20 protein-coding genes are annotated in these 23,626 nt (G+C 59.6%); 7 read left to right on the top strand and 13 right to left on the bottom strand.

The features are described from left to right. Position 1: 1 nt before the first annotated feature. The 4 genes from tagF to tssK are packed head-to-tail and all read right to left on the bottom strand — an operon-like array spanning position 2 to position 7,231. A complete protein-coding gene (tagF, locus tag ACS5RD_RS01220) occupies positions 2-628 on the bottom strand; it encodes a type VI secretion system-associated protein TagF (RefSeq protein ID WP_489929643.1) in 627 nt (208 codons plus the stop codon). Next, positions 628-4,203 carry a type VI secretion system membrane subunit TssM gene (gene tssM, locus ACS5RD_RS01215; protein ID WP_489929642.1) on the bottom strand — a complete coding sequence of 1,192 codons (3,576 nt, stop codon included), beginning with the start codon at positions 4,201-4,203 and terminating at the stop codon, positions 628-630. The genes tagF and tssM overlap by 1 nt, the downstream gene beginning before the upstream one ends. After that, the gene (gene tssL / locus ACS5RD_RS01210; protein ID WP_489929641.1) at positions 4,200-5,903 is read right to left on the bottom strand and encodes a type VI secretion system protein TssL, long form; all 1,704 of its coding nucleotides are present in this window, start codon (positions 5,901-5,903) and stop codon (positions 4,200-4,202) included. Before tssL ends, tssM begins: the two co-directional genes overlap by 4 nt. Then, positions 5,900-7,231 (bottom strand): type VI secretion system baseplate subunit TssK, encoded by a 1,332-nt coding sequence (gene tssK, locus ACS5RD_RS01205; protein ID WP_054008442.1) that lies wholly within the window; start codon positions 7,229-7,231, stop codon positions 5,900-5,902. The genes tssL and tssK overlap by 4 nt, the downstream gene beginning before the upstream one ends. A 205-nt stretch (positions 7,232-7,436) precedes the next feature. On the opposite strand from tssK, the gene zapE reads away from it, so the two are divergent. Beyond that, the gene (gene zapE, locus ACS5RD_RS01200; protein ID WP_489931433.1) at positions 7,437-8,516 is read left to right on the top strand and encodes a cell division protein ZapE; all 1,080 of its coding nucleotides are present in this window, start codon (positions 7,437-7,439) and stop codon (positions 8,514-8,516) included. Positions 8,517-8,769: 253 nt separating this feature from the next. Here zapE and ACS5RD_RS01195 read toward each other — a convergent pair whose 3' ends face one another. From ACS5RD_RS01195 to serB, 3 genes are read right to left on the bottom strand one after another with little or no spacing between them, the layout of a single operon-like run. Then, entirely contained in the window at positions 8,770-9,531 is a 762-nt protein-coding gene (locus tag ACS5RD_RS01195) for a TSUP family transporter (protein ID WP_489929640.1), read from the bottom strand. Positions 9,532-9,544: 13 nt separating this feature from the next. Continuing rightward, complete coding sequence (locus ACS5RD_RS01190) at positions 9,545-10,021, bottom strand: GNAT family N-acetyltransferase (RefSeq protein WP_489929639.1); 477 nt, start codon at positions 10,019-10,021, stop codon at positions 9,545-9,547. Further along, positions 10,018-10,893: a phosphoserine phosphatase SerB gene (serB, locus tag ACS5RD_RS01185; protein ID WP_489929638.1), complete on the bottom strand. Its 876-nt coding sequence runs from the start codon at positions 10,891-10,893 to the stop codon at positions 10,018-10,020. The genes ACS5RD_RS01190 and serB overlap by 4 nt, the downstream gene beginning before the upstream one ends. 151 nt (positions 10,894-11,044) lie before the next feature. Between serB and ACS5RD_RS01180 the strand changes: the two genes are divergently transcribed. From ACS5RD_RS01180 to ACS5RD_RS01170, 3 genes are all read left to right on the top strand, one after another. Further along, the gene (locus ACS5RD_RS01180) at positions 11,045-12,193 is read left to right on the top strand and encodes a phosphoserine transaminase (RefSeq protein WP_489929637.1); all 1,149 of its coding nucleotides are present in this window, start codon (positions 11,045-11,047) and stop codon (positions 12,191-12,193) included. A gap of 54 nt (positions 12,194-12,247) precedes the next feature. Next, the gene (gene serA, locus ACS5RD_RS01175) at positions 12,248-13,843 is read left to right on the top strand and encodes a phosphoglycerate dehydrogenase (RefSeq protein WP_489929636.1); all 1,596 of its coding nucleotides are present in this window, start codon (positions 12,248-12,250) and stop codon (positions 13,841-13,843) included. Positions 13,844-13,927: 84 nt separating this feature from the next. After that, positions 13,928-14,659 (top strand): metallophosphoesterase, encoded by a 732-nt coding sequence (locus ACS5RD_RS01170; protein WP_489929635.1) that lies wholly within the window; start codon positions 13,928-13,930, stop codon positions 14,657-14,659. A 3-nt stretch (positions 14,660-14,662) separates the two neighbouring features. On the opposite strand, the gene ACS5RD_RS01165 is transcribed toward ACS5RD_RS01170, so the two are convergent. The 6 genes from ACS5RD_RS01165 to ACS5RD_RS01140 form a co-directional block, all read right to left on the bottom strand. Next, positions 14,663-14,854, bottom strand: a complete 192-nt coding sequence (locus ACS5RD_RS01165; RefSeq protein ID WP_054008434.1) for a DUF2783 domain-containing protein — start codon at positions 14,852-14,854, stop codon at positions 14,663-14,665. A gap of 1 nt (position 14,855) precedes the next feature. After that, positions 14,856-16,394 (bottom strand): FAD-dependent oxidoreductase, encoded by a 1,539-nt coding sequence (locus ACS5RD_RS01160; protein WP_489929634.1) that lies wholly within the window; start codon positions 16,392-16,394, stop codon positions 14,856-14,858. 4 nt (positions 16,395-16,398) lie between these two features. Then, positions 16,399-17,349, bottom strand: coding sequence for an MBL fold metallo-hydrolase (locus ACS5RD_RS01155; RefSeq protein ID WP_489929633.1), 951 nt, complete (start codon positions 17,347-17,349; stop codon positions 16,399-16,401). Further along, positions 17,350-18,615, bottom strand: coding sequence for a fumarylacetoacetase (gene fahA, locus ACS5RD_RS01150; RefSeq protein ID WP_489929632.1), 1,266 nt, complete (start codon positions 18,613-18,615; stop codon positions 17,350-17,352). It lies immediately after the preceding gene. A 100-nt stretch (positions 18,616-18,715) separates the two neighbouring features. Continuing rightward, a complete protein-coding gene (gene hmgA / locus ACS5RD_RS01145; protein WP_489929631.1) occupies positions 18,716-20,077 on the bottom strand; it encodes a homogentisate 1,2-dioxygenase in 1,362 nt (453 codons plus the stop codon). 109 nt (positions 20,078-20,186) lie between these two features. Next, positions 20,187-21,314, bottom strand: coding sequence for an MFS transporter (locus tag ACS5RD_RS01140; RefSeq protein WP_489929630.1), 1,128 nt, complete (start codon positions 21,312-21,314; stop codon positions 20,187-20,189). 91 nt (positions 21,315-21,405) lie between these two features. On the opposite strand from ACS5RD_RS01140, the gene ACS5RD_RS01135 reads away from it, so the two are divergent. Genes ACS5RD_RS01135 through bktB form a run of 3 tightly spaced genes read left to right on the top strand, consistent with a single transcriptional unit; the run spans position 21,406 to position 23,606 of the window. Beyond that, positions 21,406-21,828, top strand: coding sequence for a MarR family winged helix-turn-helix transcriptional regulator (locus tag ACS5RD_RS01135; RefSeq protein WP_054008428.1), 423 nt, complete (start codon positions 21,406-21,408; stop codon positions 21,826-21,828). Beyond that, entirely contained in the window at positions 21,825-22,436 is a 612-nt protein-coding gene (gene maiA, locus ACS5RD_RS01130; protein WP_489929629.1) for a maleylacetoacetate isomerase, read from the top strand. The genes ACS5RD_RS01135 and maiA overlap by 4 nt, the downstream gene beginning before the upstream one ends. Before the next feature lie 9 nt (positions 22,437-22,445). Next, entirely contained in the window at positions 22,446-23,606 is a 1,161-nt protein-coding gene (gene bktB / locus ACS5RD_RS01125) for a beta-ketothiolase BktB (RefSeq protein ID WP_489929628.1), read from the top strand. The last annotated feature ends 20 nt before the right edge of the window (positions 23,607-23,626 follow it).

The following is a 23,626-nucleotide window of genomic DNA, read 5'->3' as shown; positions in this document are numbered from 1 at the left end:
CCTAAGCATTTTCGGCATACCCGCGCAAAAACCACGCAAGTACATGGCCCGAGGGCAAACCCTCACCCGCCCAAACCTGAGAATGGCCAAAGTCATCCCCCGCGATCCACCAATAACTGCGATTGTGGCTGGCGCGGTGGTGATCTGTGGTCGCGATATCCTCCAGCAGCGCCACCACATCCGCACCGGGCCGAGCCGCCCAAAACTCCGGCGGGCCAGCAGGCATCGCGGTAGGGCAGGGGGCTGCAAACCCGTTCAGATCGGCAGTCTCACCCGCAAGCATTTCGACCAGCTTCGCCTCAACTGCACCGTGCCAGTCTTGTGCCGGGTCAATCACCGGGCAGGGTGGGCACTCTGCGCCAAACCCCGCGATCAGCAACGGATATCGTCGTCCGACCTTATCGGCACTCGCCCCCAGCACCCCGGCCAAAGCCTCACCCCAAACACTCGGCCCAATCCAGAACCGCAAGGGTCGCGCCGATCCCCAAACGCCTTCCCATTCAGAATCCAAGCCATGCCGCGCCTCGGCCAAAGCCGAATCCAGCCAGCCCTCCAACCCCGCTTGAACCGGCAAACCGCCGCCGATGAAATCTCCCTTCGACGGATGTTTGCCATACAGCGCCAGCATCACAGGCCTGTCGGGCAGCGGAACTCACGCAGTTCCGCCATGTTGAACGGGTTGACCAGCGCATTCACCCGGATTTCATAGGTGATATTGCGCCCGCCAATCACATAATCCACCTGCATCACGTCACCAATCTGCCGCGGATTGCCATCGCGGATGAACTGCAACAACGCCCACGGCCCTTGATACATGATCTGGCTTTCGCGGTTGTTCATTTCGGGCAACAACTGCACCGAAGTATTTCCCGCCCCACCCGGCCACGTCACGGTAACCGGCGTATTTCCCGCCTGCCGCATCTGGATCGGCTGATCGTCAATCACCAGAATCGATTGCTTGATCCGGTCATGCGCAGTGATCTGGTTCACCGTTATGTCCAACTTGACGACCGGAGATCGCCCCGGAAAAAACGCATCCCGGATCGCTGCCGCCTTCTGAAACTGCCGCAGGCTTTGCAACGACAGCTTCTTCGCCAGCGGGCTGTCATCGCGCCACGTCCAATCCCCCGCGCCCATATTGGCGTGGATCGCAAGGTTGGCATTAAAGAACCGATCCAACACCCCATCCGGAGCAAACAACTGCGCAAACTCCGACAAAGGCACCTGCCGCGCCGGGCTCTTGCTAAACGGATAGCGCCCGTCGACAATCCCCTCGCACACCGCCGTCACCTGCGAGGTCAAATCCGCGTTGATCTGCGCCACCGCCGTTGAGGCCGCATCGCCCTCAAAATTATCCACCGCCTCGCCCACCATCCGCGACAATTCCGGCGGCAGCCGAGACGCCGCCGTCTTCAACTGCCCAATCAGCGCCGGAATTTGCGCATTCGCCTCCGCCTGATTGAACCCCGCCGCAATCACCAAACCCTGTTGAATAGCCCCCAACGAGTTCAGCAAAGCATCAATCGGCCGAGTCCCCGGCGTGCCCTCCAACAAGGCGTGATATTCCGCAAACTGCGCCTCAATATCCGCGCCCGGAATCGTCGGCCCAGCCCCCGCAGCCGCGCCCGCCCGCTTCTGCGATTTTCCTGCCGCCAGAGCTATATCAAGGCCAATCCGCTGCAATCCAGAGGTCCGGCTCGCGATCATCTGCGTCACATCGCTGCCCGCCTGAGAAATAGCCCCCGCCACCGCATCGGCCTCTCCGGCTGCCTTATCCACGGCACCTTCCGGCACCAACGGCTGCGTCAGTTTCGTCTCCGCTGAGATCCCCTCAACCAGCTTCAAAATCGGCGAAGTGGTCGGCGAGGATGCCGCCGACAAAGCCATATAAGCCGGTTTATCCGCCGCCATCGGCGCGAGTTTGATATTCGACAAAACTGCATCCCAAGCCGCCAGATAATCTTCCCGATACCGCGCCAGCAACTGCGGCCCCAACCGCGACAACTGCTCATCCACCTTCGCTGCTGCTGCCTGCTCCCCCATAACCCATTGTTCTGTCTCAAGCTTATGCGCAACCGCCGCCAACTGCTCCAGAAAGAAATCATTGAACCCGGCATAGGTATACAAAGCCGGCACCGTCAGCGTGCCAAGGTCCGAGCCGTCCACCGTCTCAAACACCAGCCGCGCATCCGGCCCTGCGCGTTCGACCACGTTGAAATCCGGCAGACCAGATACAGGCGCGGTAGCCACGATCAAAGAATAGGCCTGATCCGCCACCGACATCCGGGCCAAAATCACCTCGGCTTTGGCGACCAGATCGGCGTTCAATTCCACCGTCGGCGCAGTCGTATCATCCAGCTCCAACATCGCCGCCAGATGTTTGTTTAGCATATCGCGCGCGGGTTCCTCGTTGATGCCGGGGAACAAGACCTGCTCCCAATCATCATGGAACCACGTCTTCACCAGATCATCCTGCGGCGCAGGTGCAGCGCCGCCGAGCAGCTTATACACCTTCAACGTTTCATAAATCGGGATCGGCTCATTGGCCAAAACGAACTGTTGCAACTGGCCTTCCACCCGCAACACCAGCCTCGGCCGCAACAGCCGCTCCAACGCCTGCGCGTAAGAATCTCGCGCCGCCTGCCGGATCGCGCCCTGCTGCGATAGCCCAAAGCCGCGCGTCCAATCGCCTTCCGGCTCCTCGGGCGACTCGAACCCCGAGGGCATTGTGCGCAGCAGCTTCAACTCATTGCTCACACGCAGAAAATCGGTGTCCTTCACCTCAATCGCCTGCAAATCTTCGGTCGCCGCCAACTCGTAATCCGCCATCGCCGCCTGCGCCGAGGCCACCAGCGTGCGATTGTTCAGATAGCTATACCCCCAAGCCCCCAAGATGCCAGCCGAGGCTAAAAACATCGCCGTGGTCAGCCCGATTCGCAGCACAGACGCCCGCCGCACCGCCTTGCGATCATAAGAAACCCAGCCTTGTTCCCCGAAAATAACCTTGGTTAACAAATCGTGCAGGAAGAAACTTTTACCCTTGCCCGAAAGCTGCGCCTGCACGCCAAGGCTGCGACTCATCGCACCCAAAACCTGATCAATCGGCGTGCCTTCTTGCGTGCCGGATGTGAAATAGAACCCGCGCAAGATCGCGCTCGTCTTATACCGCGTCGGCTCAAACACCTGCCGCAGGAACGATTCCACCTCGTCCTTCAACATCGCCATCTGGCCGGGAAGTCCGAAAATCGCGATCCGGTTCACGCCGTCCGGTTCCTCGGAAAGCCGATCAATAACCTCATCCGACAACCGCGCCACCAACGCATCAAACTCGCCCGCAACCCGGTCAAAAGTCTGCTCCTTCCGGCTTTCGGTCTGGAACGTCGCCCCCCAAACCTTCTTCCGCCGCCCTGCCGCAAAGCTGCTGAAATACTCGCGGAACCCCGCGATCAGATCGGCCTTGGTGAACATCACATAAACCGGGAAATCCACCTTCAACGTTTCGTGAATTTCCCCCAACCGCGCCCGGATCGTCTCGGCGTGGGCAGTGATCTTGTCCGGCCCCGCGTTCATCAGATCGGCCACCGAAATCGCCAAGATCACCCCGTTGATCGGCTGCTTCGGTCGGTTTTTCTTCAGTAAATTCAGAAAGCTGGTCCAAGACGCCTTATCCGTCCCCTCATCACTATCCTGAGTCGTATATCGCCCCGCCGTGTCGATCATCACCGCGTCTTCGGCAAACCACCAATCGCAGTATCGAGTCCCACCAAAGCCCTGTAAGCCGCCCTGCTGGCCTGACAGTGGAAACTTAATCTCAGAGTTCACCAAGGCCGTGGTCTTGCCCGAACCCGGCGGCCCGATGATCACATACCAAGGCATATCATAGAGATAAGTCTTTGAATTACCAGACTTCTTTAAAGTGCTCAAAGCCGCCGTCATCCGATTGGCCAACTCGCGGCCATCGCCCGTAGGCACATCGACGACAATCGCCTTTTCCAGCGCAGCACTGCCCTTGCGTCGCCGTAAAAACGCAATCAGCCCCCAGACCAGCAGCACCAGCGCCAGCAAACCAATGATCAGTGCGCGCACCCAAACCGGATCAAACGGATGCGACTCGCCGAATCCAATCAGCGGGCCCGCGAACCAGACCACGGCGGAAAACGCCAAAAACCCGATCAGAACCAGCGCAAGCTTTACCCACTTCATTGCAAAGTCTCTTCCCGCTTGATCATGATTTCCACCCGACGATTCGCGCCGCGCCCATCATCGGTGGTATTGTCGCCAATCGGCTCGGCCTCGCCCTTGCCTTCAACCTCAAAGCGAGTGGGGTCGGTCATGCCAACCGCCAGCACCTTTTGCACCGCTTCGGCGCGCGCCTGCGACAGATCGTGATTGTTCTTGAACCGCCCGCGCCCCGACATTGGCACGTTATCGGTATAGCCCCAGACAAAAACAGGCCCCGGCTCCTTATCCAAAGCCGCTGTGATTCGTGCCGCCAACTCATTGAATTCAGGCTTGGTTTCCGCCTTGCCACTGGCAAACAGCGCCGCATTGCTGACGCGGATAAAGATGAAATCACCCTTGATATCGACCTTCACCAAGCCGCTGGCGATATCGTCCTTCATCTTCTGTTGCAGGCGGTCCAACTGGCTGCTTTCGGTCACCGGAACCACTTCCAACGGCGTAAACGCCACCGCCCGCACCAGCGAAATCTTCGAGGTCGGCGTCAGCGACAACAGCCGTTGCGACACCACCGAGCCCTCCTGTGCGATCAGCGTCGAGAGGCCAAAGTAAGCCCCCATCAGCACCACCCCCAGTACCGATCCGATCACCCACAGCGGCGTGCCGCCAAACCGTCGCCGCCCGCCCACCATAACAGGCTGCCAACGCGGCGAGATATCGTCGTCCGGACGGTTCTGCACCCGGCGCAGCGAGTCATAAATCATCCCCCGCACCCGCGCCAATTCCACCGCGCCATTGGGGGCAGAGCGATACTGCCCCTCAAACCCAAGGCTAAGACAGGTCATCGCCAATTCCAGCAGTTGGAAATTCTGCGCCGGGGCCTGCAACGCCTTCTCAACTTCCTGAAAGAACCCCACTCCGCTCGTGCGCCGATTGAAAAACCGCGCCACCATCGAATATTGAATCCACAAATGCCGATCCGTGCCGGGGATATTCTGCACTATATCATCCGCCGTGCCACACAGCAGATACTTCGCCACCTGAGTCTGATGCGCGTCCACGCCGCCTTTCAGGCAGTTCTCCTCAAACCCTTCAATCTCGCGGGTGACGTATTCCATCAATGGAACCGCCTCCATCTCGACCATCTGAGTCCGCAACCGCCCGAACAAAATCAACAGGTTCGCCGCCGCCGCCAGCATCGGGCTTTTCGGCCCGCCCGCGCCGAGACCCTTGGCAACCAGCGCTTTCCGCAGATCAATCTTCGGCCCGGTATTGGCGTAATTCGTTGGCTGCGCGGTCGAAGCATCCGGGAAAAACTGATCCGGTTGCGCAAACGCCCCTGCGACTGGCCGTGGTGCAGGCTGTTGCCCAAACGGCTGTCCGCCAAACCCCGGACTATTCACCCCCGGATGCGTCGATGCGGGCGGGATCGGCGCAAACCCGCCCTGACCGCCACCGGCGGGAGCAGGCGCAGGCACGCCCCAAGCATCCGCTTCCCCCGAAAACCCCGGCGACGCCGCAGGCGGCATCCCGCCCTGCGGTCCAAATCCACCCGGCCCAAACGCCCCCCCGGCCCCCGGCAAAGCCCCACCAATCACCGTGCGTTCATTCGGGCTGAACTGCCGCTTCCCCCCCGGCATCGGGTTCACCCCCCCCGGCAACGGCGACGGCATCCCCATCCCGCCAATGACGGTCTTGTCTTTGCCATCGCCGCTGCCGCTCATACCTTCGTCTCCACGATGGCCCACAATTCCATCTTCAGATCAGGCCAATCCCCCGCGAAATGCATCCCGATCGCCGGCGCGGTCGAAAACTCCCGCCACAAAGGCGAGTTCTTCTCCAGAATGAAATACACATTGCGCGATACCGCCCGGATCTGCCGGGGAGGCGTCGGAATATGGATCAACTCGATCCCCGGCAGGTTGTTGTTCACAATCTCCGACATCCGGGTGTTCGGCCCCACCTTGCACAACAAAGGAAACTGCTGCTGCACCAATGTCAAAGCCCGCGAACTCTCCACCTCGACCACAAACGTCGCATCGCGGAACAGGTTGCGATCCGGCACCTGCGCCAGATAGGAATTCTGCCGCACCTGCACCAAATCCAACCGCGTCGCCCGGCCCACATCACGGCTCAACAACCGCTGAATATCGCGCACGACAGGCTCTACCGATCCCTTCAGATCGGCATGGTCATAGGCGTCATAGGGCGGCGCCAAGCGCTTATCCTGATCAAACGTCCACAACTCACCCGAGAACCGCAGCAATTCCTCATACAGCCGCTCAGGATGCACATATCGGCTCTGCCGCAAATGCCTGAGCACATTGATCTGACGGTTCAAACACAGCAACATGAAATAATCCGTCGCCTGCAACCCGCCCGCCGCCGAAGGGTCCGCCGCATAGCGCGCCAAACTGTCCAGCTTGGTCTCCACCCAGCCGATCACCCGATCCAGCCAGCCCAAAGCCACGCCATGCGCCGAAATCGTCAGCAAAGGCGGCGGAAACGCATCATCCAAAATCACCACATTGTCGCGCACTTCCACGATCCGGGCGATCTTGATGCACTGATAGCCGGGCTTCGCCGTCGCCCGAATGTCCAACTCCAACCGAGGCGAAGCCACCTCAATCTGCTGCTCTAACCGCAAAGCCGAAGCCGAATCCGCCACCGTCTCAGCCCCCAAAACGTAGCGAGACCCCGCCTCGGCCTCCATCGCCACCTCGCGACCGTTCATCACCTGATCGGGCAACGTCAGCCAAACCCCAAGCCCATCCGACCCCGCAGGCACCTCAACCGCCCTAGGCAAAGGCGAAATCCCCGGCGCTTCAAACGGCGTCCCGTCAGGAAAAATCCCCGCCACAGAAGCCAATTCGATCCGCCCCTGTTGCAGACGGTCGCGGTTGACCTTCATCTCCTCGATGCCCCAAGGATAGGGCGAGACATGCCGCACCCGCGCCTCGATCAGCTTTTCCACATAGCGGTCACTTTGCTGCAAGTGGTGCGGCTGCAAGAACAGCCCTTCCTTCCACGCAACCTTGCTATACCAAGACATGCAAACCTCAATCCAACGGGCGTTTCGGCCCACAATAGCGCTTCTAAATCTGCCACCTAGAAAAAACAGCGGCGGCCTAAAGGAAAAACCTGAGGTCAGTTTGCAGCGCCAACAGCGCCGGATCAAGCCCGAGATTGCCATCCCGGCTGCCGCATCTAAACTGGCCCAGACTTCCCTCCACCCGGAGGCGCTGGTATGCAACGGTATGCGAATGACCCTGACCGAGATTTATGAGGCCGAAGTGGCCGCAGGCCGCCTGCGCCCCGACCCCGCCCAACTGGCGCTGCTGCCGCTGATGGAAGACTTGCGAGTCTGGCTAGAGGCAAATGCCACCCGAAAAGTCGGCCTGTTCGCGGGCCTGTTCGCCAAACCCGTGACCCCGCCGAAAGGGCTTTATCTGTGGGGCGGTGTCGGGCGTGGCAAGTCAATGCTGATGGATTTGTTCTGTATCCATCTGAACATCACGCAGAAACGCCGGGTGCATTTTCATGCCTTCATGCAGGAAATCCACCACGCCATGCACGAGGCCCGCAAGGGCGGTGTTGACGACGCCATCGCCCCCGTGGCCGAGGCGATCAGCCGCGATATCCGCCTGCTGGCGTTTGACGAAATGCAGATCACCGATATCACTGATGCGATGATCGTTGGCCGCCTGTTCGAAAGGCTGCTGGCTGCAGGCGTGGTGATCGTCACCACCTCGAACCGCCCACCCGAGGATTTGTATAAAGACGGGTTAAGCCGGGCCTTGTTCCTGCCGTTCATCGCCATGCTGCGCGAACGGCTGGAGGTCGCGGAAATCGCCTCGCTCAACGACTACCGCCAACACCGCCTGACAGGCGCGCAGGTCTATTTCCACCCCGCAGGTAAAGCCCATGGCGAAATCAACGCCATCTGGCGCGACCTGACAGGGGGGGCACCCGGCGAACCCCTCCGCTTGCCCGTCAATGGCCGTGAAACCATCCTGCCCCGTTTCGCCAATGGCATCGGTCGCGCCAGCTTCTGGGAGCTATGCGCCAAACCCCTCGGCCCCGCCGATTTCCTCGCCATCGCATCCGCCGTCCGCGTGCTGATCCTCGAAGACATCCCGCAGCTTTCCGCCAGCAACTACAACGAGGCCAAACGCTTCGTCATCTTGATCGACGCTTTATACGAGGCGAAAACCAAACTGATCTGCTCGGCGGCGGATGAACCCGAACGCCTGTATATCGAAGGCTCCGGCAGCTTTGAGTTCGAGCGCACCGCCAGCCGTCTGCGTGAAATGCAAGCCGCCGATTGGGGGCAGTAAATATCAGCCGCTACGCGCTGCACCACTCATGCCGGGGGTTTCACACCCCCGCACCCCCGTGGAGTATTTGAGCCAATGTGAAGGCAAACTCTACTAAAATTGTTATCCTCTGCGCTTAAATATCCCGCAGGGGTCTGGGGGTGTGAAACCCCCAGTTCTACCTCTGCACAAAGCGAGAGCGTTAAAAATCCCTTAACGGGCCTATGTCAACTTACTGACATAAAACAATAAAATTTGGTCCCGAGTTGGGACCTCAGCCAAAAGCCTGCCACAACAACCGCAACGCCATCGCCGTCGACGTCACCACCAGCAAAGGCTTGATCAACCGTGCTCCGATCCGCATTGCAAGCTTAGCCCCCAAAGCCGCCCCCGCAACCTGACCCACGGCCATCGCCAGCCCAACCCCCCACCACGTCGCCCCACTCCAGACAAACACCGCGAGCGAGCCGATATTCGAGGCAAAGTTCAGCATCTTAGTATGCGCCGTCGCCTTCAACACCCCAAACCCCGCCAGCATCACAAAGGCTAGCATCAGAAAGCTACCCGTCCCCGGCCCGAAGAAACCATCATAAGCGGCAATCATCGGCACCGCCGTGAAAGTGAACACTGCAGGCTTGATGCGCTCCACCCGGTCCGCATCGGTCAACCCCGGCTTGAACGCGAAAAACAAAGCCACCGCGACCAGCACCACCGGCATGATCAACCGCAACAACTCGGCAGGAATCAGATGCGCCACTAGGGCACCCAAACCGCCACCACAGGCTGAAACCGCCGCCATTCCCAACTGCTCCATCGGCTTCACATGGCCAGCCCGCGCATAGGCCAGCGCCGCCGTGCCTGCGCCGAAACTGCCCTGAAGTTTGTTGGTCGCCAAAGCCTCAATCGGCGACGCCCCGGCCAGCAGCAGGGCAGGGACCGAGATCAATCCGCCACCCCCCGCAATCGCATCGACAAACCCCGCAACGAAAGCGGCGCAGACCAGCAGCAGGGTCAGATGCATCGCGATTTCAAACATCAATCACTCTGCCTCACAAATCAAACCGGCGGCTCACCCGCCCGACCTTGCGGCCATCCGCCAGCACCCAATCCGGCTGCGACTCGTATTCGACAAAGCCGCACTTGCCGTAATAGGCCAGCCCGGGAACATTGTCAGCGCGTATGGTGGCGTTCAGAACCTGCAATCCTGCCGCTCGTGCCGACGCGAGGCTGGCGGCGAAAAGTGCGCCGCCAATGCCTTTCGCTTGCAGCCCTGGCTGCACAAACGTGCCGATGTCACCCCAGCCCTCGGGCAACGACGTTGATCGCGAAATGGACTGAAATCCCAAAACCAACCCATCTTCATCAGCCAGATGGCAAGAAACCAAGCTTGCGCCAGCAATATAGCGCAACATATCCACGGCCGCGCGAGGGGTCTGATAGGCCGTCGTGCCGCCAATCCTGATGATCTCATTCTGCAGAGTGACCATCGCTTCGGCGTCTTGCGGGCTGGCAGGCCGGATAATCATTGCGCAAACTCCTCACGGGCGTAGCCCTGCATATACAACAGCGCCGTCAGATCGCCGTGGTTCACCCGCAAATCGCACTGCGCCGCAACGCTCGGCTTGGCGTGCAAGGCCACCCCGGCCCCCGCCAGCCCCAGCATCCCCAGATCATTCGCGCCATCCCCCACCGCCATCGCATCCGCCACCGAAATCCCCAATCGCGCCGAAATCTCCTCCAGCGCTGTCACCTTCGCGGCACGACCCAAGATCGGCTCCGCCACTTGGCCCGTCAGCTTGTTATCCTCGATCAGCAGGATATTGGCGCGGTTCTCGTCAAACCCCAGCATCCCGGCAATCGCCGAGGTGAAGGCGGTAAAGCCGCCCGACACCAACGCTGCATGCGCGCCATTCGCCTTCATCGTTGCCAGCAACTGCGGCCCACCCGGCATCAGCGTAATGCGGTCGCGCACCACCTCCGCGATCACCGTGACGGGCAGGCCTTTCAACAAGCCAACCCTTTCGCGCAGAGCACCTTCGAAACCCAGCTCACCATTCATCGCCCGCGCGGTGATCCCGGCGACATAGGTCCCGACGCCCGCTTCATCGGCCAATTCGTCAATACATTCCTGCTGGATCATCGTGCTGTCCATATCGGCGATCAGCAGTTTCTTGCGCCGACCCGCCGCAGGTTGCACCACCAGATCAACGCCCATTCCTTGCAGACCCTGCCACACATCCCAACGATTGGCGGGCATCGTTTCAACCGCGAACTCTGCCGCCACGCCCGGATCAAGCCAGACCGCATCCCCCCCCCCCCAAGCATTGCGCAAAGACTCAACCGTCACACGGTCAAGCACGGGGCGATTGGGGTTGGTCAGCAAAGTGGCTACGAACATGCGTGTTTCCGATAGTGGAGATTTGTGTCGGTTTTTGCAGATGATGCGCCGGAATAGCGCGATTATTTGGCTTGCGCCACCCCGGCGGGGCCAATATGCACGGCGTCGGGACACCCTTCCCCAACGAAGGGCATTTATCTGTGAGGATACCATGGCTGACTTCACCGCCCCGGCGATGCGTCCGGAAAACCCGCGTTTTTCTTCTGGCCCCTGCGCCAAAATCCCCGGTTATACCCTTGATATGCTTGGTGATGCGCCCTTGGGGCGCTCGCACCGTGCCGCTGTCGGCAAGGCCAAGTTGAAACAGGCGATTGACCTGACCCGCGAAATTCTGAGCGTCCCCGCCGACTATCGCATCGGCATCGTCCCCGGTTCGGATACCGGCGCGGTTGAGATGGCAATGTGGTCGCTGCTGGGTGCACGTCCGGTTGAGATGCTGGCGTGGGAGTCGTTCGGTGAAGGCTGGGTTACCGATGTGGTCAAGCAGTTGAAGCTGGATGCCAAGGTTAAAATCGCCCCCTACGGCCAGATCGTTGATCTTGCGATGGTCGATTTCAACAGCGACGTGGTGTTCACTTGGAACGGCACCACCTCTGGCTGCCGCCTGCCGAATGCTGATGCGATCCCGGCTGACCGCCAAGGCCTGACCATCTGCGACGCCACTTCTGCCGCCTTTGCGATGGACCTTGATTGGGCCAAGCTGGATGTAACCACCTTCTCTTGGCAAAAAGTGCTGGGCGGCGAAGGCGCGCATGGCATGATCATCCTGTCGCCCCGCGCGGTGGAGCGGTTGGAAAGCTACACCCCCGCATGGCCGCTGCCGAAGATTTTCCGCATGACCAGCAAGGGCAAAGTCATCGAAGGCATCTTTGTGGGTGAGACGATCAACACCCCCTCGATGCTGGCGGTGGAAGATTATCTCGTGTCGTTGAAATGGGCGCAATCGGTCGGCGGTCTGGCCGGTCTGGTCGGTCGCGCCACGGCCAACGCGAAAGTGGTCTGGAATTTCTGCGCTGCAAATCCGTGGCTGCAAAACCTTGCCGAAACCCCGGCGATTGCCTCAACGACCTCGGTTTGCCTGAAATTTAACGATCCCCGCATCAAAGATGGCGAGGCTTTCGCCAAAGCTGTCGCCAAGCGGTTGGAGCAGGCAAAGGTTGCCTATGATATCGGCGCGTACCGTGACGCGCCTGCGGGCCTGCGCATCTGGTGCGGCAGCACAGTGGAAACCGCCGATGTTGCGGCGCTGATGCCGTGGATCGCCCATGCCTTTGACGCGGAAATCGCCGCGCAAGTTTGAACGGGATGGCGGGGTTTACCCCGCCATCCCCCTCGCAAATCATAGGAGTCCCTCATGGCCCCCCGCGTTCTCGTATCCGACGAACTTTCCGAAACCGCCGTGCAAATCTTCCGCGACCGGGGTGTCGAGGTTGATTACATGCCCAAGCTGGGCAAAGATAAAGACGCGCTGGCCGCGATCATTGATCAGTATGATGGTTTGGCGATCCGGTCTGCCACCAAAGTGACCGACAAGTTGCTGGCCGCTGCCACCAACCTGAAAGTGGTGGGCCGCGCGGGTATCGGCGTGGATAACGTCGACATCCCCGCCGCGTCCAAAAAAGGCGTGATCGTGATGAACACGCCGTTCGGTAACTCGATCACCACCGCCGAACACGCCATCGCAATGATGTTCGCCGTGGCGCGGCAGTTGCCCGAGGCCAACGCCTCCACCCAAGCTGGCAAATGGGAGAAATCCCGGTTTATGGGGGTGGAGCTGTTCAACAAAACCCTTGGCGTGATCGGCGCTGGCAACATCGGCGGCATCGTCTGCAACCGTGCGGTGGGCCTGCATATGAAAGTCGTCGCCTACGATCCCTTCCTGTCGGACGAGCGCGCCAAGACGCTGGGCGTCACCAAGGTGGAACTTGACGAACTGCTGCACCGCGCCGATTTTATCACTTTGCATGTGCCGTTGACCGACAAAACCCGCAACATTCTGTCGGCGGAAAATCTGGCGAAAACCAAGAAGGGCGTGCGCATCATCAACTGCGCACGTGGCGGTCTGGTGGATGAAGCCGCCTTGGCCGCGGCGCTGAAATCCGGCCATGTTGCCGGGGCAGCACTGGATGTGTTTGAGGTTGAACCCGCCACCGAATCGCCGCTGTTCAACCTGCCCAACGTGGTCTGCACCCCGCATTTGGGCGCATCGACCACCGAAGCGCAGGAAAACGTCGCCCTGCAAGTGGCTGAGCAGATGTCGGATTACCTGCTGACGGGTGCTGTCTCTAACGCCCTGAATATGCCCAACGTCACCGCCGAAGAGGCCGCCGTGATGGGGCCGTGGATCAAACTCGCCAGCCACTTGGGTGCGTTCATCGGCCAGATGACCGAGGAGCCGATCAAGGCAATCAACATCCTCTATGATGGCACCGTAGCTGGGATGAATCTTGCCGCCCTGAACTCGGCTGTCATCGCGGGCGTGCTGAAAACCCAGAACCCCGATGTGAACCTCGTCTCGGCCCCGATTGTGGCGAAAGACAAAGGCATCCAAGTCTCGACCACCCGCCAAGACAAAACCGGCACCTTTGACGCCTATATTAAAGTCACCATGGTCACGGAAAAACGCGAACGCTCGGTCGCCGGCACATGCTTCAGCGATGGCAAACCGCGCTTCATCCAGATCAAAGGCATCAACATTGACGCCGAAATCGGCGAGCATATGCTGTACACCACCAACGATGACGTGCCAGGCATCATCGGCCTTCTCGGCATGACGATGTCGAAAAACAACGTCAACATCGCAAACTTTACCTTGGGCCGCGAGGGCATCGGCAAACAGGCTATCGCGATCTTGTATCTTGACCAAGTCATCGACCCCAAGGTGCTGGAAACCCTCGAATCCACTGGCATGTTCCAATCGGTGAAAGCGCTGCAATTCGACGTGGCGTGATCGGCTTGCGCTTTTGGTTTGGCGCAAATATCCAACACGGGTCCGGGGGCGTGAAGCCCCCAGCCTTTGCACTGAGAGGCGCGCATGAGAACCTATGCCATCGGCGACATTCACGGCCATATTGAACTTCTGCGAGAGGTTCATTCTTGGATTGCCGCTGATCAAGCAAAACATGGCGCAGCCCCGATTGTGCATGTCGGTGATCTGGTTGATCGCGGTCCGGATTGCCGGGGCGTGGTTGAATACTTGCGCACAGGGGTCGAGGCCGGGCAAGATTGGGTGGTACTCAAAGGCAATCATGACCGCATGTTCACAAACTACATCCGCGACATCAATTACCACGACCCGTGCCTGCGCACCGACCTATCCTATTTACACCCCAAGATCGGCGGAGCGGCAACTTTGGAATCCTACGGCGTGAAAAACGCCGCAGATCGCCCGCTGGCCCCGGTGCATGCCGAGGCTGTGGCCGCCGTGCCCGAGGCTCATCTGCAATTCCTCGAATCCCGCTCGACGTACTACCAGCGCGGCGGGGTAATTTATGTCCACGCCGGCATCCGTCCCGGCATCCCGATTGAGCAACAGACCGAGGATGACTTGGTCTGGATCCGCAAAGGGTTCCTTGACGACACCCGCGATTTTGGCGCGCTGATCGTGCATGGCCATACCGCGCTGGATGCCCCAATGCATTACGGCAATCGGGTCAATATCGACTCGAGCGCTGCTTACGGTGGGCCCTTGACGGCGTTGGTTCTGGAGGGTCGTGAGGTGTTTAAACTGACCATAGCCGGACGCGTGGCGTTACTGCCCGAATAGGGTTTAGCTCCCCGCCTTTGCCAGGGCCAAAGCCTGAGTTAATACCTCAGCGTCGCCGATGTGATTGGCCAAAATCAACACAAGCCGCGCGTTCATGGCATGACTTTCTGCCTCAGGCAGACCCCGATGCGCAGCTAGAAGGTCGGCGTAAAAGCCGTCTGAATCTGCAATATTTGTTTTGGTATTCAATATCATCTCAGCCTTCCCAACTTTGCTCCAAGGCGGCTTCTATCTCAGCTGCCGAGGCCGAAAGCCAGCGCGCCGCGACCACCTGATCGGGTCTGATCAGGTAAACCGCCTGTGGCTGATCGCCCAGATAGCGCCTACGGATCATATCCGTCAGCACAGGCTTTACCACTCGTATGCCGAACTCTGGGGCATCGCAGCCCAACACCAACAGCACGAAATCGCGCCCTAAAGCCTCGGTCATCCAACCGTTTTTCAGTGGCGCATCTGGTGCCACAGCCCCCGGTCGCGCGCCTACCGGAAGATCGGCATCGGGCGCATCCAGCGGATAAATACAGGGCTTCGACAATCGCCCAGAATTCACCATTGGCCGCGCAAAATCTGCCCGTGCCGCAAGGTGCAAAACCGCATCGCGAAACAAGCGCTCTACGCCCGCTTCCGGCGACATAAAGCGCGTTGAGCGGCTGGAATTCAGCAAATTTTCATCCGCGCCGTAGCACCGTTCGCGATCATACCCCTGTAGGGTTTCAGGTGCAGCCGCACCATTTATCACCGCCGCCAGCCGCCAACCGAGAGCGTCGACATCGCCCAAGCCGCCATTTCCGCCTCGCGCGCCGAAGGGCGAAACGACATGCGCGCTGTCGCCTACGAACAAAATCTGATTATGAACAAAGTTTCGTAAACGTCGGCATTGGAAGGTGTAGACGCTGACCCAATCCAGTTTGAAATCGGCGTGACCCACCACTTTCTCAATACGCGGGATGACATTCTCGGGCCGCTTCTCGACTTCGGGGTCAGTGTCCCAGCCTAGCTGAAGATCTATTCGGTAAATATTATCCGGCTGCTTGTGCAACAGCGCTGATTGACCGGGATGGAAGTTCGGTTCAAACCAAAACCAACGCTCGCTGGCGAAATCGCCCTGCATTTCAATGTCGGCGATCAGAAAGCGTTCTTCGAACAATTCGCCGTCAAACTCCAACCCCATCATTTCCCGGATCGGACTGCGCGCGCCGTCGCAGGCTATCACCCAGTCGGCCTCCAACATGTAGGATCCGTCCGGGGTTTCCACCGTAATCGAGACGAAATCCGCTTTCTGATCCACAGAAATCACCCGATTTTTCCAGCGCAGGTCAATGTTCAATTCCTGTGCCCGCTGCACCAGATATTCCTCGACGAAATACTGCTGCAGATTCACAAACGCGGGCATCTTATGCCCGTCCTCGGGCAGCAGATCAAAGTTGAACACCTCTTTATCGCGGTGAAACGTGCGCCCGACTTTCCAAGTCACACCTTTTGTGACGGATCGTTCACCTACGCCAAGTCTATCCAGAATCTCCAGCGAACGCTTGCTCCAGCAGATCGCCCGAGACCCAACTGAGACCACATTGTTGTCATCCAGCACCGTCGCCGGCACGCCGTGATTTGCCAGTTCAATCGCCATCGCCAACCCAACCGGACCAGCGCCAACGATGATCACATTGTGACGCGACTCGGGTGCCTTTAGTCCAGGTGGTGCAAGGTAATCAAAGGGTTGATACGCATAAGCCATCGTATTACCCCTGCAAATCTGCCCACATCTGGCGGTCGCGTTCGGCCGTCCACACGCGTGGCGTTTCAATCCCGCGCGCCTCGTCAAAAGCGCGCGCGACGTTGAACGGCAAGCAGTGTTCATAGATTGCAAAATTTGCGAACTTAGAGTCACATTCGGCTCGCACCGCGCTCCAAGCTTCCTTCAAACTGCCCCCCCGCGCCGCCACTTTCGCCGCCGGATGGTAGGTGCTTTGCACAAAATCCGCAGTCGAGGCGATGGCTTTGCCCACCACTTCCCTGCCGATCAACGCATCCCCGCGCCCCGGTGCAATCGCCGCCGGATCGAAGGCCGCAATGTTTGCCAAAGTGTCGGTCCAATCGGCAAAATGCCCGTCGCCGCAGTAGCAGGCTGAGTGATACTCGACGATATCGCCGGTAAACATCACCTCGGAATCTGGCACCCAAACCACCGCATCCCCTGCGGTATGTGCACGGCCCAGATGCATGATGTCGACGCGGCGTTTGCCCAAGTAGACCGTCATCTGATCGCTAAACGTGGTGGTCGGCAGGGTCAGTCCGGGGATCTCCTCATGCCCTTGGAACAGTCGGGGAAAGCGGCCAAATTCGCTGTCCCAATCCTCTTGTCCGCGTTCCATCACCATGCCGCGCGCAGCACCAGACATAATGATTTCCCTTGCGCCATAAGCACTGGCACCCAGAACGCGTACAGCGTGATAATGCGTCAGTACCAAGTGGCTGATCGGTTTGTCGGTGACGGACCGGATACATTCCACTACTTTGCGTGCCAGTCGTGGCGTCGCTTGCGCCTCAATCACCATCACCGACTCATCGCCGATGATCACACCGGAATTCGGATCACCTTCGGCAGTGAAGGCGTATATTCCGTCACCGATTTTGACGAATGAGGTCTTTTTTTCGGTCAGATCGCCCTGCGATGCAAACACCTTAGTCATTCAATTCTTCCTTGCATAGAGGTCCGCGAAGGCCGGGATCACCTTGCCCGAACACGCGCCAAACCCGATCCGATATCCGTCTCCCAGCGCAGCTCCGCGTAGGGTCAATGTGTCATTGTCCTCGATGAAGCTCCGAGTCCCGCCAGCAATCGCGAAGGGCTCTTTGCCACCCCAAGACAGTTCCAGAAGGCTGCCCCGGCTGTCCTTGGTGGCGCCTGAAATCGTGCCTGATCCCAGAAGATCTCCGACATTCATTGGGCAGCCAGAGGTCGTGTGATGCGCCAGTTGCTGCGGTGCAGAGTAGTACATTTCCGCATAGTTGGTGCGGCTGATGATGGCTTCAGAACCACCTTCAGGCGTAAGTCCAACCTCTAGCGCGACGTTGTACAGCATCGGTCCCGGCTCTTGCAGATGCGGCAGAAGTGGGACTTCACGCGGCGGGGTCGTGGTGCGGAACGGCTCTAGTGCCGCTTTCATCACGATCCACGGGCTTAAGCTGGTGGCGGTGGCTTTGGCCTGGAATGGGCCGAGCGGTTGATATTCCCAAGCTTGAATATCTCTGGCAGACCAATCATTTAGCAAAACATAACCGAAGATCATCGCGTCGGCTTCAGCCACCGTCACCGGCAGGCCATGCTCGGAAGCTTGCCCAACAATCGCGCCGATTTCCAATTCGATATCGAAGCGGCGTGAAGGCGCAAAGATCGGCATGTCAAACTCTGGGCCTTTCAACTGGCCCCAAGGGCGGCGGACTTCGGTGCCGGAAACCACGACCGACGAGGCGCGGCCATTATACCCGATCGGCATATGCAGCCAGTTCGGGGGCAGTGCATTTTCTGCGCCGCGGAACATGGTGCCGACATTGGTGGCGTGGTGACGGCCGGCGTAGAAATCGGTGTATTCGGCGACAATGAACGGCAAGTGCAGCGCGGCACCCCCCATCGCCACCAGATGATCTTCGACCACCCAACGCTTGCTGGCCCCTTCGATGAGCATTGCGGTGACTTGGGCGCGAAACTCGGCCCAGATGCTGGGGCCAGCCTCCATAAATTCATTCCAAAATGGCACGTCGAACAGCGGGTGATCGGTTAGCTTTAGCAGGCCTTCGGCTTCCAAAGCGCTCACATCGAGAATGAAGTCACCGATGGCCACTCCGCAGCGCGCCGGTTCATCGGCAAGGGAAAACACGCCGCAAGGCAGGTTGTTCAGCGGGAAGTCGGTTGTCGCGGAATTCGCGCTTTCCACCCAAGATTTCAGCAGTTTCATTGCGCGCTCTCCCATGCCTGCGGCCCAAGGCCTAGGGATGCGGGCAAGCCGATGTGGCTGTCAAGTCGGCAGAGTTTTCCTACCAGTGAAACCACAGCTCTCATTTCACCCCCGGCGTGCCATCGAATTTTTTCGCCAGACTCTCCCAACAGTCGATGTAATCATCCTGTAGCGGAGCTTCTTTGGCGGCGAAGGCAGTCAGATGTTGCGGGAAGCGGGTCTCAAACATGAAGGACATGGTTTCCTCTAGCTTTTCGGCCTTCAATACCTTGTTTGATGCGCCCTCGAATGCCTGCTTGTCTGGGCCGTGCGGTAACATCATGTTGTGCAGGCTCATCCCGCCAGGCACAAAGCCTTTGGGTTTCGCGTCGTAGATGCCGTAGATATTGCCCATCAATTCCGACATGATATTCTTGTGATACCACGGCGGGCGGAAGGTATCTTCAGCGACCATCCAACGTTCGCGGAACAGCACAAAATCAATGTTTGCGGTGCCCTCAACGCCCGAAGGCGCGGTCAGAACCGTGAAAATCGACGGATCTGGATGATCGAACAGAATAGCGCCGACCGGGCAATAGGTGCGCAGATCGTATTTCACAGGAGCATAATTGCCATGCCACGCCACCACGTCCAGCGGACTGTGGCCGATGCGGGTGCGGTGGAACTGGCCGCACCATTTCACCACCACCGAGGACGGCACTTCGCGGTCTTCAAACGCTGCTACCGGGGTCTTGAAATCGCGCGGATTGGCCATGCAATTTGCGCCAATCGGTCCGCGTCCGGGCAATGTGAACTTTTGTCCGTAATTCTCGCAGACAAAGCCGCGACAGGGGCCTTCCAGCACCTCAACCCGATACACCAGCCCGCGCGGGATCACGGCGATCTCCTGCGGCTCTAGGTCAATCACGCCCAATTCCGTGCAAAACCGCAGGCGACCTTGCTGCGGGACGATCAAAAGCTCGCTATCGGCGCTGAAGAAATACTCATCCTGCATCGACTGGGTGACGAGGTAAACGTGGCTCGCCATGCCGACTTGGGTGTTCACATCGCCCGCCGTCGTCATTGTGTGTATACCGGTAATCCACGTCAGCGCAGCGTCGGAATGCGGCACTGGGTCCCAGCGGTATTGTCCGAGTGAGATCACATCCGGGTCGATATGCGGAGCGGATTTCCAATAAGGAATATCAATTTTTTCAAAGCGATGCGTATGTTTCACCGAGGGACGGATGCGGTAGCACCATGTCCGCTCATTCTGGTGGCTCGGCGCGGTGAAGGCGGTGCCGGAAAGCTGCTCGCCATAAAGCCCATAGTTGCATTTCTGCGGAGAGTTCATGCCCTGCGGCAACGCGCCCGGCAAAGCCTCGGTTTCAAAGTCATTGCCGAAGCCGGGCATGTAGTGGGCGTGCGTGCCCACCGGTGTCACAGCGCGGGTCAATCCCGAGGGCAGGCTTTGGGTATTCATGGCGGCCTCGCGGTGCAGAATCGGGTTTAACCTATGGCAGGAAAATATTGTTGCAAGTGCAACGATGTCAAGAGGGATATCCGCCATCAGAAAAATTCACTAATGAAGGTTAGCTGTTCATAGAACGCAGATTGGCCAAAGCGCCAAGCAACAGCAGGCCAGTGGTGCAGGCGACCACCCAGAAAAACCCGCGCTGGCCCATGGTTTCCAGAAACGGCGACATCAGCAGCGGCGCAAAGACCCCGCCCACGAGGCCCGCGCCGATGATGGTTGGGGCGACGCGGGCGTTGTTGCCCATCTTGCGGGTGGCAGTGACGTATTCTGTGGGGAAGAACATGCCCGCGCAGAAGCCCAAGCCAACAAAACCCGCGCCGGGCAGCCATAAGGCGGCGATCAGGGCCGAGATACAGGCCCCGGCCAGCGATAGGGTGAACAGCGTGAAGGCGGGCAGCAGTCCTGCCATGAACATCAGGCAAAGACGGGCGGCTAGGAAAGCAAGGAAGAACGCCGACAGCAGTTGGGCTGCCAAGGTCTCGGATAGGCCCGCGTTGATCAGGGCAGTGGGGCCAAGCCCGGTCAGGCAGGCCTCAACGCTGATCGCCACCGCACCGAAGAGCAGGATTGGCAGGTTCAGCCGGAATGGTGTGGCTGAGTCGCTGGCCACCACCGTCGCATCGCGCCCTGCAGGCCCGGCACAGGCGGTGATCACCACGCCGATCACGGCGCAAATGGTAAAGCTGAGTACCGCATCATTGCCCAAAGCCACGAAGACCAGTGGCGCGCCAATGGCTCCGATGCCGAAAGTCGCGTTCAATAGGCTGAGCATCGCTGGCCCGCGTGCGCCAAACGCCCGCAGCATCCGCGGGTTAAACACCACCGTGGCCGCCCCATAACCCGCGCCGAACAGCACCGCCCCCAGCACCGTCAGCGCCCAACTGGCCCCCAGCGCCATCAGTGCCGCACCCAGTGTCATCGCCATCACCACATGCCGGGGCGTCGCGCGCGCGCCAACAAAGAACATCGTCCCCACACCGATCGAACACCCGATCCAATGCGCCGAAATCAGCAGCCCTGCCGTGCCGATATGGATATCAAATACGCGCGCAAATACTGGCAGCGCCGGGCCATATAGCGCTGTGCCCGCGCCCATCAGAATGAAGCTGGCAATGCTGATCCCCAGCAGCGCCGCATTGGTTTTGATCAGGTCGCGCAAGGGGATCTCCGGTTTGCCGCGCATGGTGTCCCCCGCCCGCATTGCACTGTCAACCGTACGCGCTTGCGAAATTCCCCACCAGCAGGCAGGCTTAGGTAAAACATGAGGCTTGATGATGAGTTTCGATCTTTCCGCGTTCTTACCCTACCAGTTGGCCGTCGTCGCCAGCCGGATTTCCAAGGGCTTTGCCGAGCTTTACCGCACCGAGTTTGGCCTGACGATCCCCGAATGGCGGGTGTTGGCGCACCTGGCGCAGGTTGATCAGGTGTCAGTGCGTGAGATCCAAGCGCGCGTCGATATGGACAAATCCAAGGTCAGCCGGGCTGCGGCGCGATTAGAGGCCTCGGGTCTGATCGAAAAGCGGGAAAACCTTGAGGACCGTCGCCTGCTGGATATGCGGCTGACCCCGAAAGGCCAGGATCTGATCGCCCGCATCGTGCCGATTGCCGACGCGTATCAAACACAAATCTTGGACCAGATTGGGGCGGATGCCCCGCTGTTTCGTGCCGCCTTGCTGCGTCTGTTGGAGGAAAAATGATCAAGCTCTACGACTACTGGCGCTCGTCCGCCGCTTACCGCGTGCGGATGGCGCTGAACCTGCTGAATCTGCGCTATGAAAGCCACCCGGTCGATCTGGTGAAAGGTGAACAACGTGGGGCTGACAATGTTGCGCGCAATCCACAGGGGTTGGTGCCGACGCTCGACATTGACGGCCTGCGGCTAACGCAATCCCTTGCGATCATTGAGTATTTGGATGAAACGCGCGGCAGCTTGCTGCCGAAAGATCCCGCGGCCCGCGCCCATGTCCGCGCTTTGTCTTACGCGATTGCAATGGAGATCGCCCCAGTCTGCAATCTGACCGTCCGTGATCACGTAGGTTCAATGGGGGTGATGACCAGTGAAGAATGGACCCGCCATTACATTACCAAAGGTCTGACCGCTTTTGAGGCGATGCTGACCACCGAAGCTCACTACTGCCATGGCGATAGCGTGACGATGGCCGATCTTTGCCTTGTACCACAGATCTATAATGCCGAGCGGGTTGGTATTGACGTGACGTCCTTCCCCCAAACAGCAAAGATCGTGGCAAACCTGCGTGAAATTCCTGCCATCGCCGCCGCGCATCCGGATCGCGTTAAACCTTAAAGGCCAGCCATGACCGACATTTTCATCCTCTCCACTGCGCGCACCGCAATCGGCAGCTTTGGCGGTTCTCTCGCCGCCATGCCCCCGATCGATATCGCGACCCATGCCGCGAAAGCCGCCATCGCGCGGGCAGGGATCGAGGCGGGGCAGGTCGGCACCGTGGTTTTTGGCCATGTCATCAACACCGAGCCGCGCGATATGTATCTGGCCCGCGTCGCCGCGATGCAGGCCGGAGTGCCCGAAACCACGTCCGCGATGAACGTCAATCGGCTATGTGGTTCTGGCGCGCAGGCCATTGTTTCAGCCATGCAAATGCTGCTGCTGGGCGATGCCGAAATTGCCTTGGCTGGTGGTGCGGAGTGCATGAGCCGCGCGCCCTATGCCGTGCAAACCGCGCGTTTTGGCCAAAAGATGGGTGATACCAAGATGCTCGACATGATGACGGGCGCTTTGACCTGCCCGTTCGGCACCGGGCACATGGGCATCACCGCCGAGAATGTCGCCGCACTTTACGGCCTGACGCGTGAGGCCCAGGACGCCTTCGCTTTGGAATCGCAAAACCGCGCCGCCCGCGCGATTGCGGAAGGCCGCTTCACCGACCAGATCGCCCCGATTGAACTGACGGGCCGCAAAGGTCACACCATCTTCGCGCAAGATGAACACCCCAAAGCCACCACGCTTGAAGCACTAGCAAACCTCCGCCCCGTCTTTGCCAGGGATGGCACCGTCACGGCGGGCAATGCCTCGGGTATCAACGACGGCGCGGCAGCCATGATCCTGTCGCGCGGCAACCCGGGCCAAGCTCGCGCCCGCGTCATGGGCTGCGCGGTGGCAGGGGTTGATCCCAAAGTGATGGGCCTTGGTCCGATCCCCGCCGTTCAGGCGCTTTGTGCCAAGCTAGGGGTCAAACCCGACAGCTTCGACGTGGTGGAATCGAACGAGGCTTTCGCCGCCCAAGCAATTGCCGTGACCCAAGCCCTCGGCCTCGATCCGGCCCGCGTCAACCCCAACGGCGGCGCGATTGCCTTGGGCCATCCGGTGGGTGCCACGGGTGCGATACTGGTCGCCAAAGCACTGGCAGAACTGGAACGTGCGGGGGGCAAAACTGCGCTGATCGCCATGTGCATCGGCGGCGGTCAGGGCATCGCTTTGGCGATTGAGCGGGCGTAAGTTATATGGCCGCTTTCCAT

Source organism: Cypionkella sp. PAMC25878 (assembly GCF_058135695.1).
The sequence above is the reverse complement of the archived record's forward strand: the minus strand, read 5'-3'. Positions and strand labels throughout refer to the sequence as shown.

Coding starts and splice junctions, on each gene's coding strand:
- tagF (WP_489929643.1), bottom strand. CDS start 628: ATGCTGGCGCTGTATGGCAAACATCCGTCGAAGGGAGATTTCATCGGC.
- tssM (WP_489929642.1), bottom strand. CDS start 4,203: ATGAAGTGGGTAAAGCTTGCGCTGGTTCTGATCGGGTTTTTGGCGTTT.
- tssL (WP_489929641.1), bottom strand. CDS start 5,903: ATGAGCGGCAGCGGCGATGGCAAAGACAAGACCGTCATTGGCGGGATG.
- tssK (WP_054008442.1), bottom strand. CDS start 7,231: ATGTCTTGGTATAGCAAGGTTGCGTGGAAGGAAGGGCTGTTCTTGCAG.
- zapE (WP_489931433.1), top strand. CDS start 7,437: ATGCGAATGACCCTGACCGAGATTTATGAGGCCGAAGTGGCCGCAGGC.
- ACS5RD_RS01195 (WP_489929640.1), bottom strand. CDS start 9,531: ATGTTTGAAATCGCGATGCATCTGACCCTGCTGCTGGTCTGCGCCGCT.
- ACS5RD_RS01190 (WP_489929639.1), bottom strand. CDS start 10,021: ATGATTATCCGGCCTGCCAGCCCGCAAGACGCCGAAGCGATGGTCACT.
- serB (WP_489929638.1), bottom strand. CDS start 10,893: ATGTTCGTAGCCACTTTGCTGACCAACCCCAATCGCCCCGTGCTTGAC.
- ACS5RD_RS01180 (WP_489929637.1), top strand. CDS start 11,045: ATGGCTGACTTCACCGCCCCGGCGATGCGTCCGGAAAACCCGCGTTTT.
- serA (WP_489929636.1), top strand. CDS start 12,248: ATGGCCCCCCGCGTTCTCGTATCCGACGAACTTTCCGAAACCGCCGTG.
- ACS5RD_RS01170 (WP_489929635.1), top strand. CDS start 13,928: ATGAGAACCTATGCCATCGGCGACATTCACGGCCATATTGAACTTCTG.
- ACS5RD_RS01165 (WP_054008434.1), bottom strand. CDS start 14,854: ATGATATTGAATACCAAAACAAATATTGCAGATTCAGACGGCTTTTAC.
- ACS5RD_RS01160 (WP_489929634.1), bottom strand. CDS start 16,394: ATGGCTTATGCGTATCAACCCTTTGATTACCTTGCACCACCTGGACTA.
- ACS5RD_RS01155 (WP_489929633.1), bottom strand. CDS start 17,349: ATGACTAAGGTGTTTGCATCGCAGGGCGATCTGACCGAAAAAAAGACC.
- fahA (WP_489929632.1), bottom strand. CDS start 18,615: ATGAAACTGCTGAAATCTTGGGTGGAAAGCGCGAATTCCGCGACAACC.
- hmgA (WP_489929631.1), bottom strand. CDS start 20,077: ATGAATACCCAAAGCCTGCCCTCGGGATTGACCCGCGCTGTGACACCG.
- ACS5RD_RS01140 (WP_489929630.1), bottom strand. CDS start 21,314: ATGCGCGGCAAACCGGAGATCCCCTTGCGCGACCTGATCAAAACCAAT.
- ACS5RD_RS01135 (WP_054008428.1), top strand. CDS start 21,406: ATGAGTTTCGATCTTTCCGCGTTCTTACCCTACCAGTTGGCCGTCGTC.
- maiA (WP_489929629.1), top strand. CDS start 21,825: ATGATCAAGCTCTACGACTACTGGCGCTCGTCCGCCGCTTACCGCGTG.
- bktB (WP_489929628.1), top strand. CDS start 22,446: ATGACCGACATTTTCATCCTCTCCACTGCGCGCACCGCAATCGGCAGC.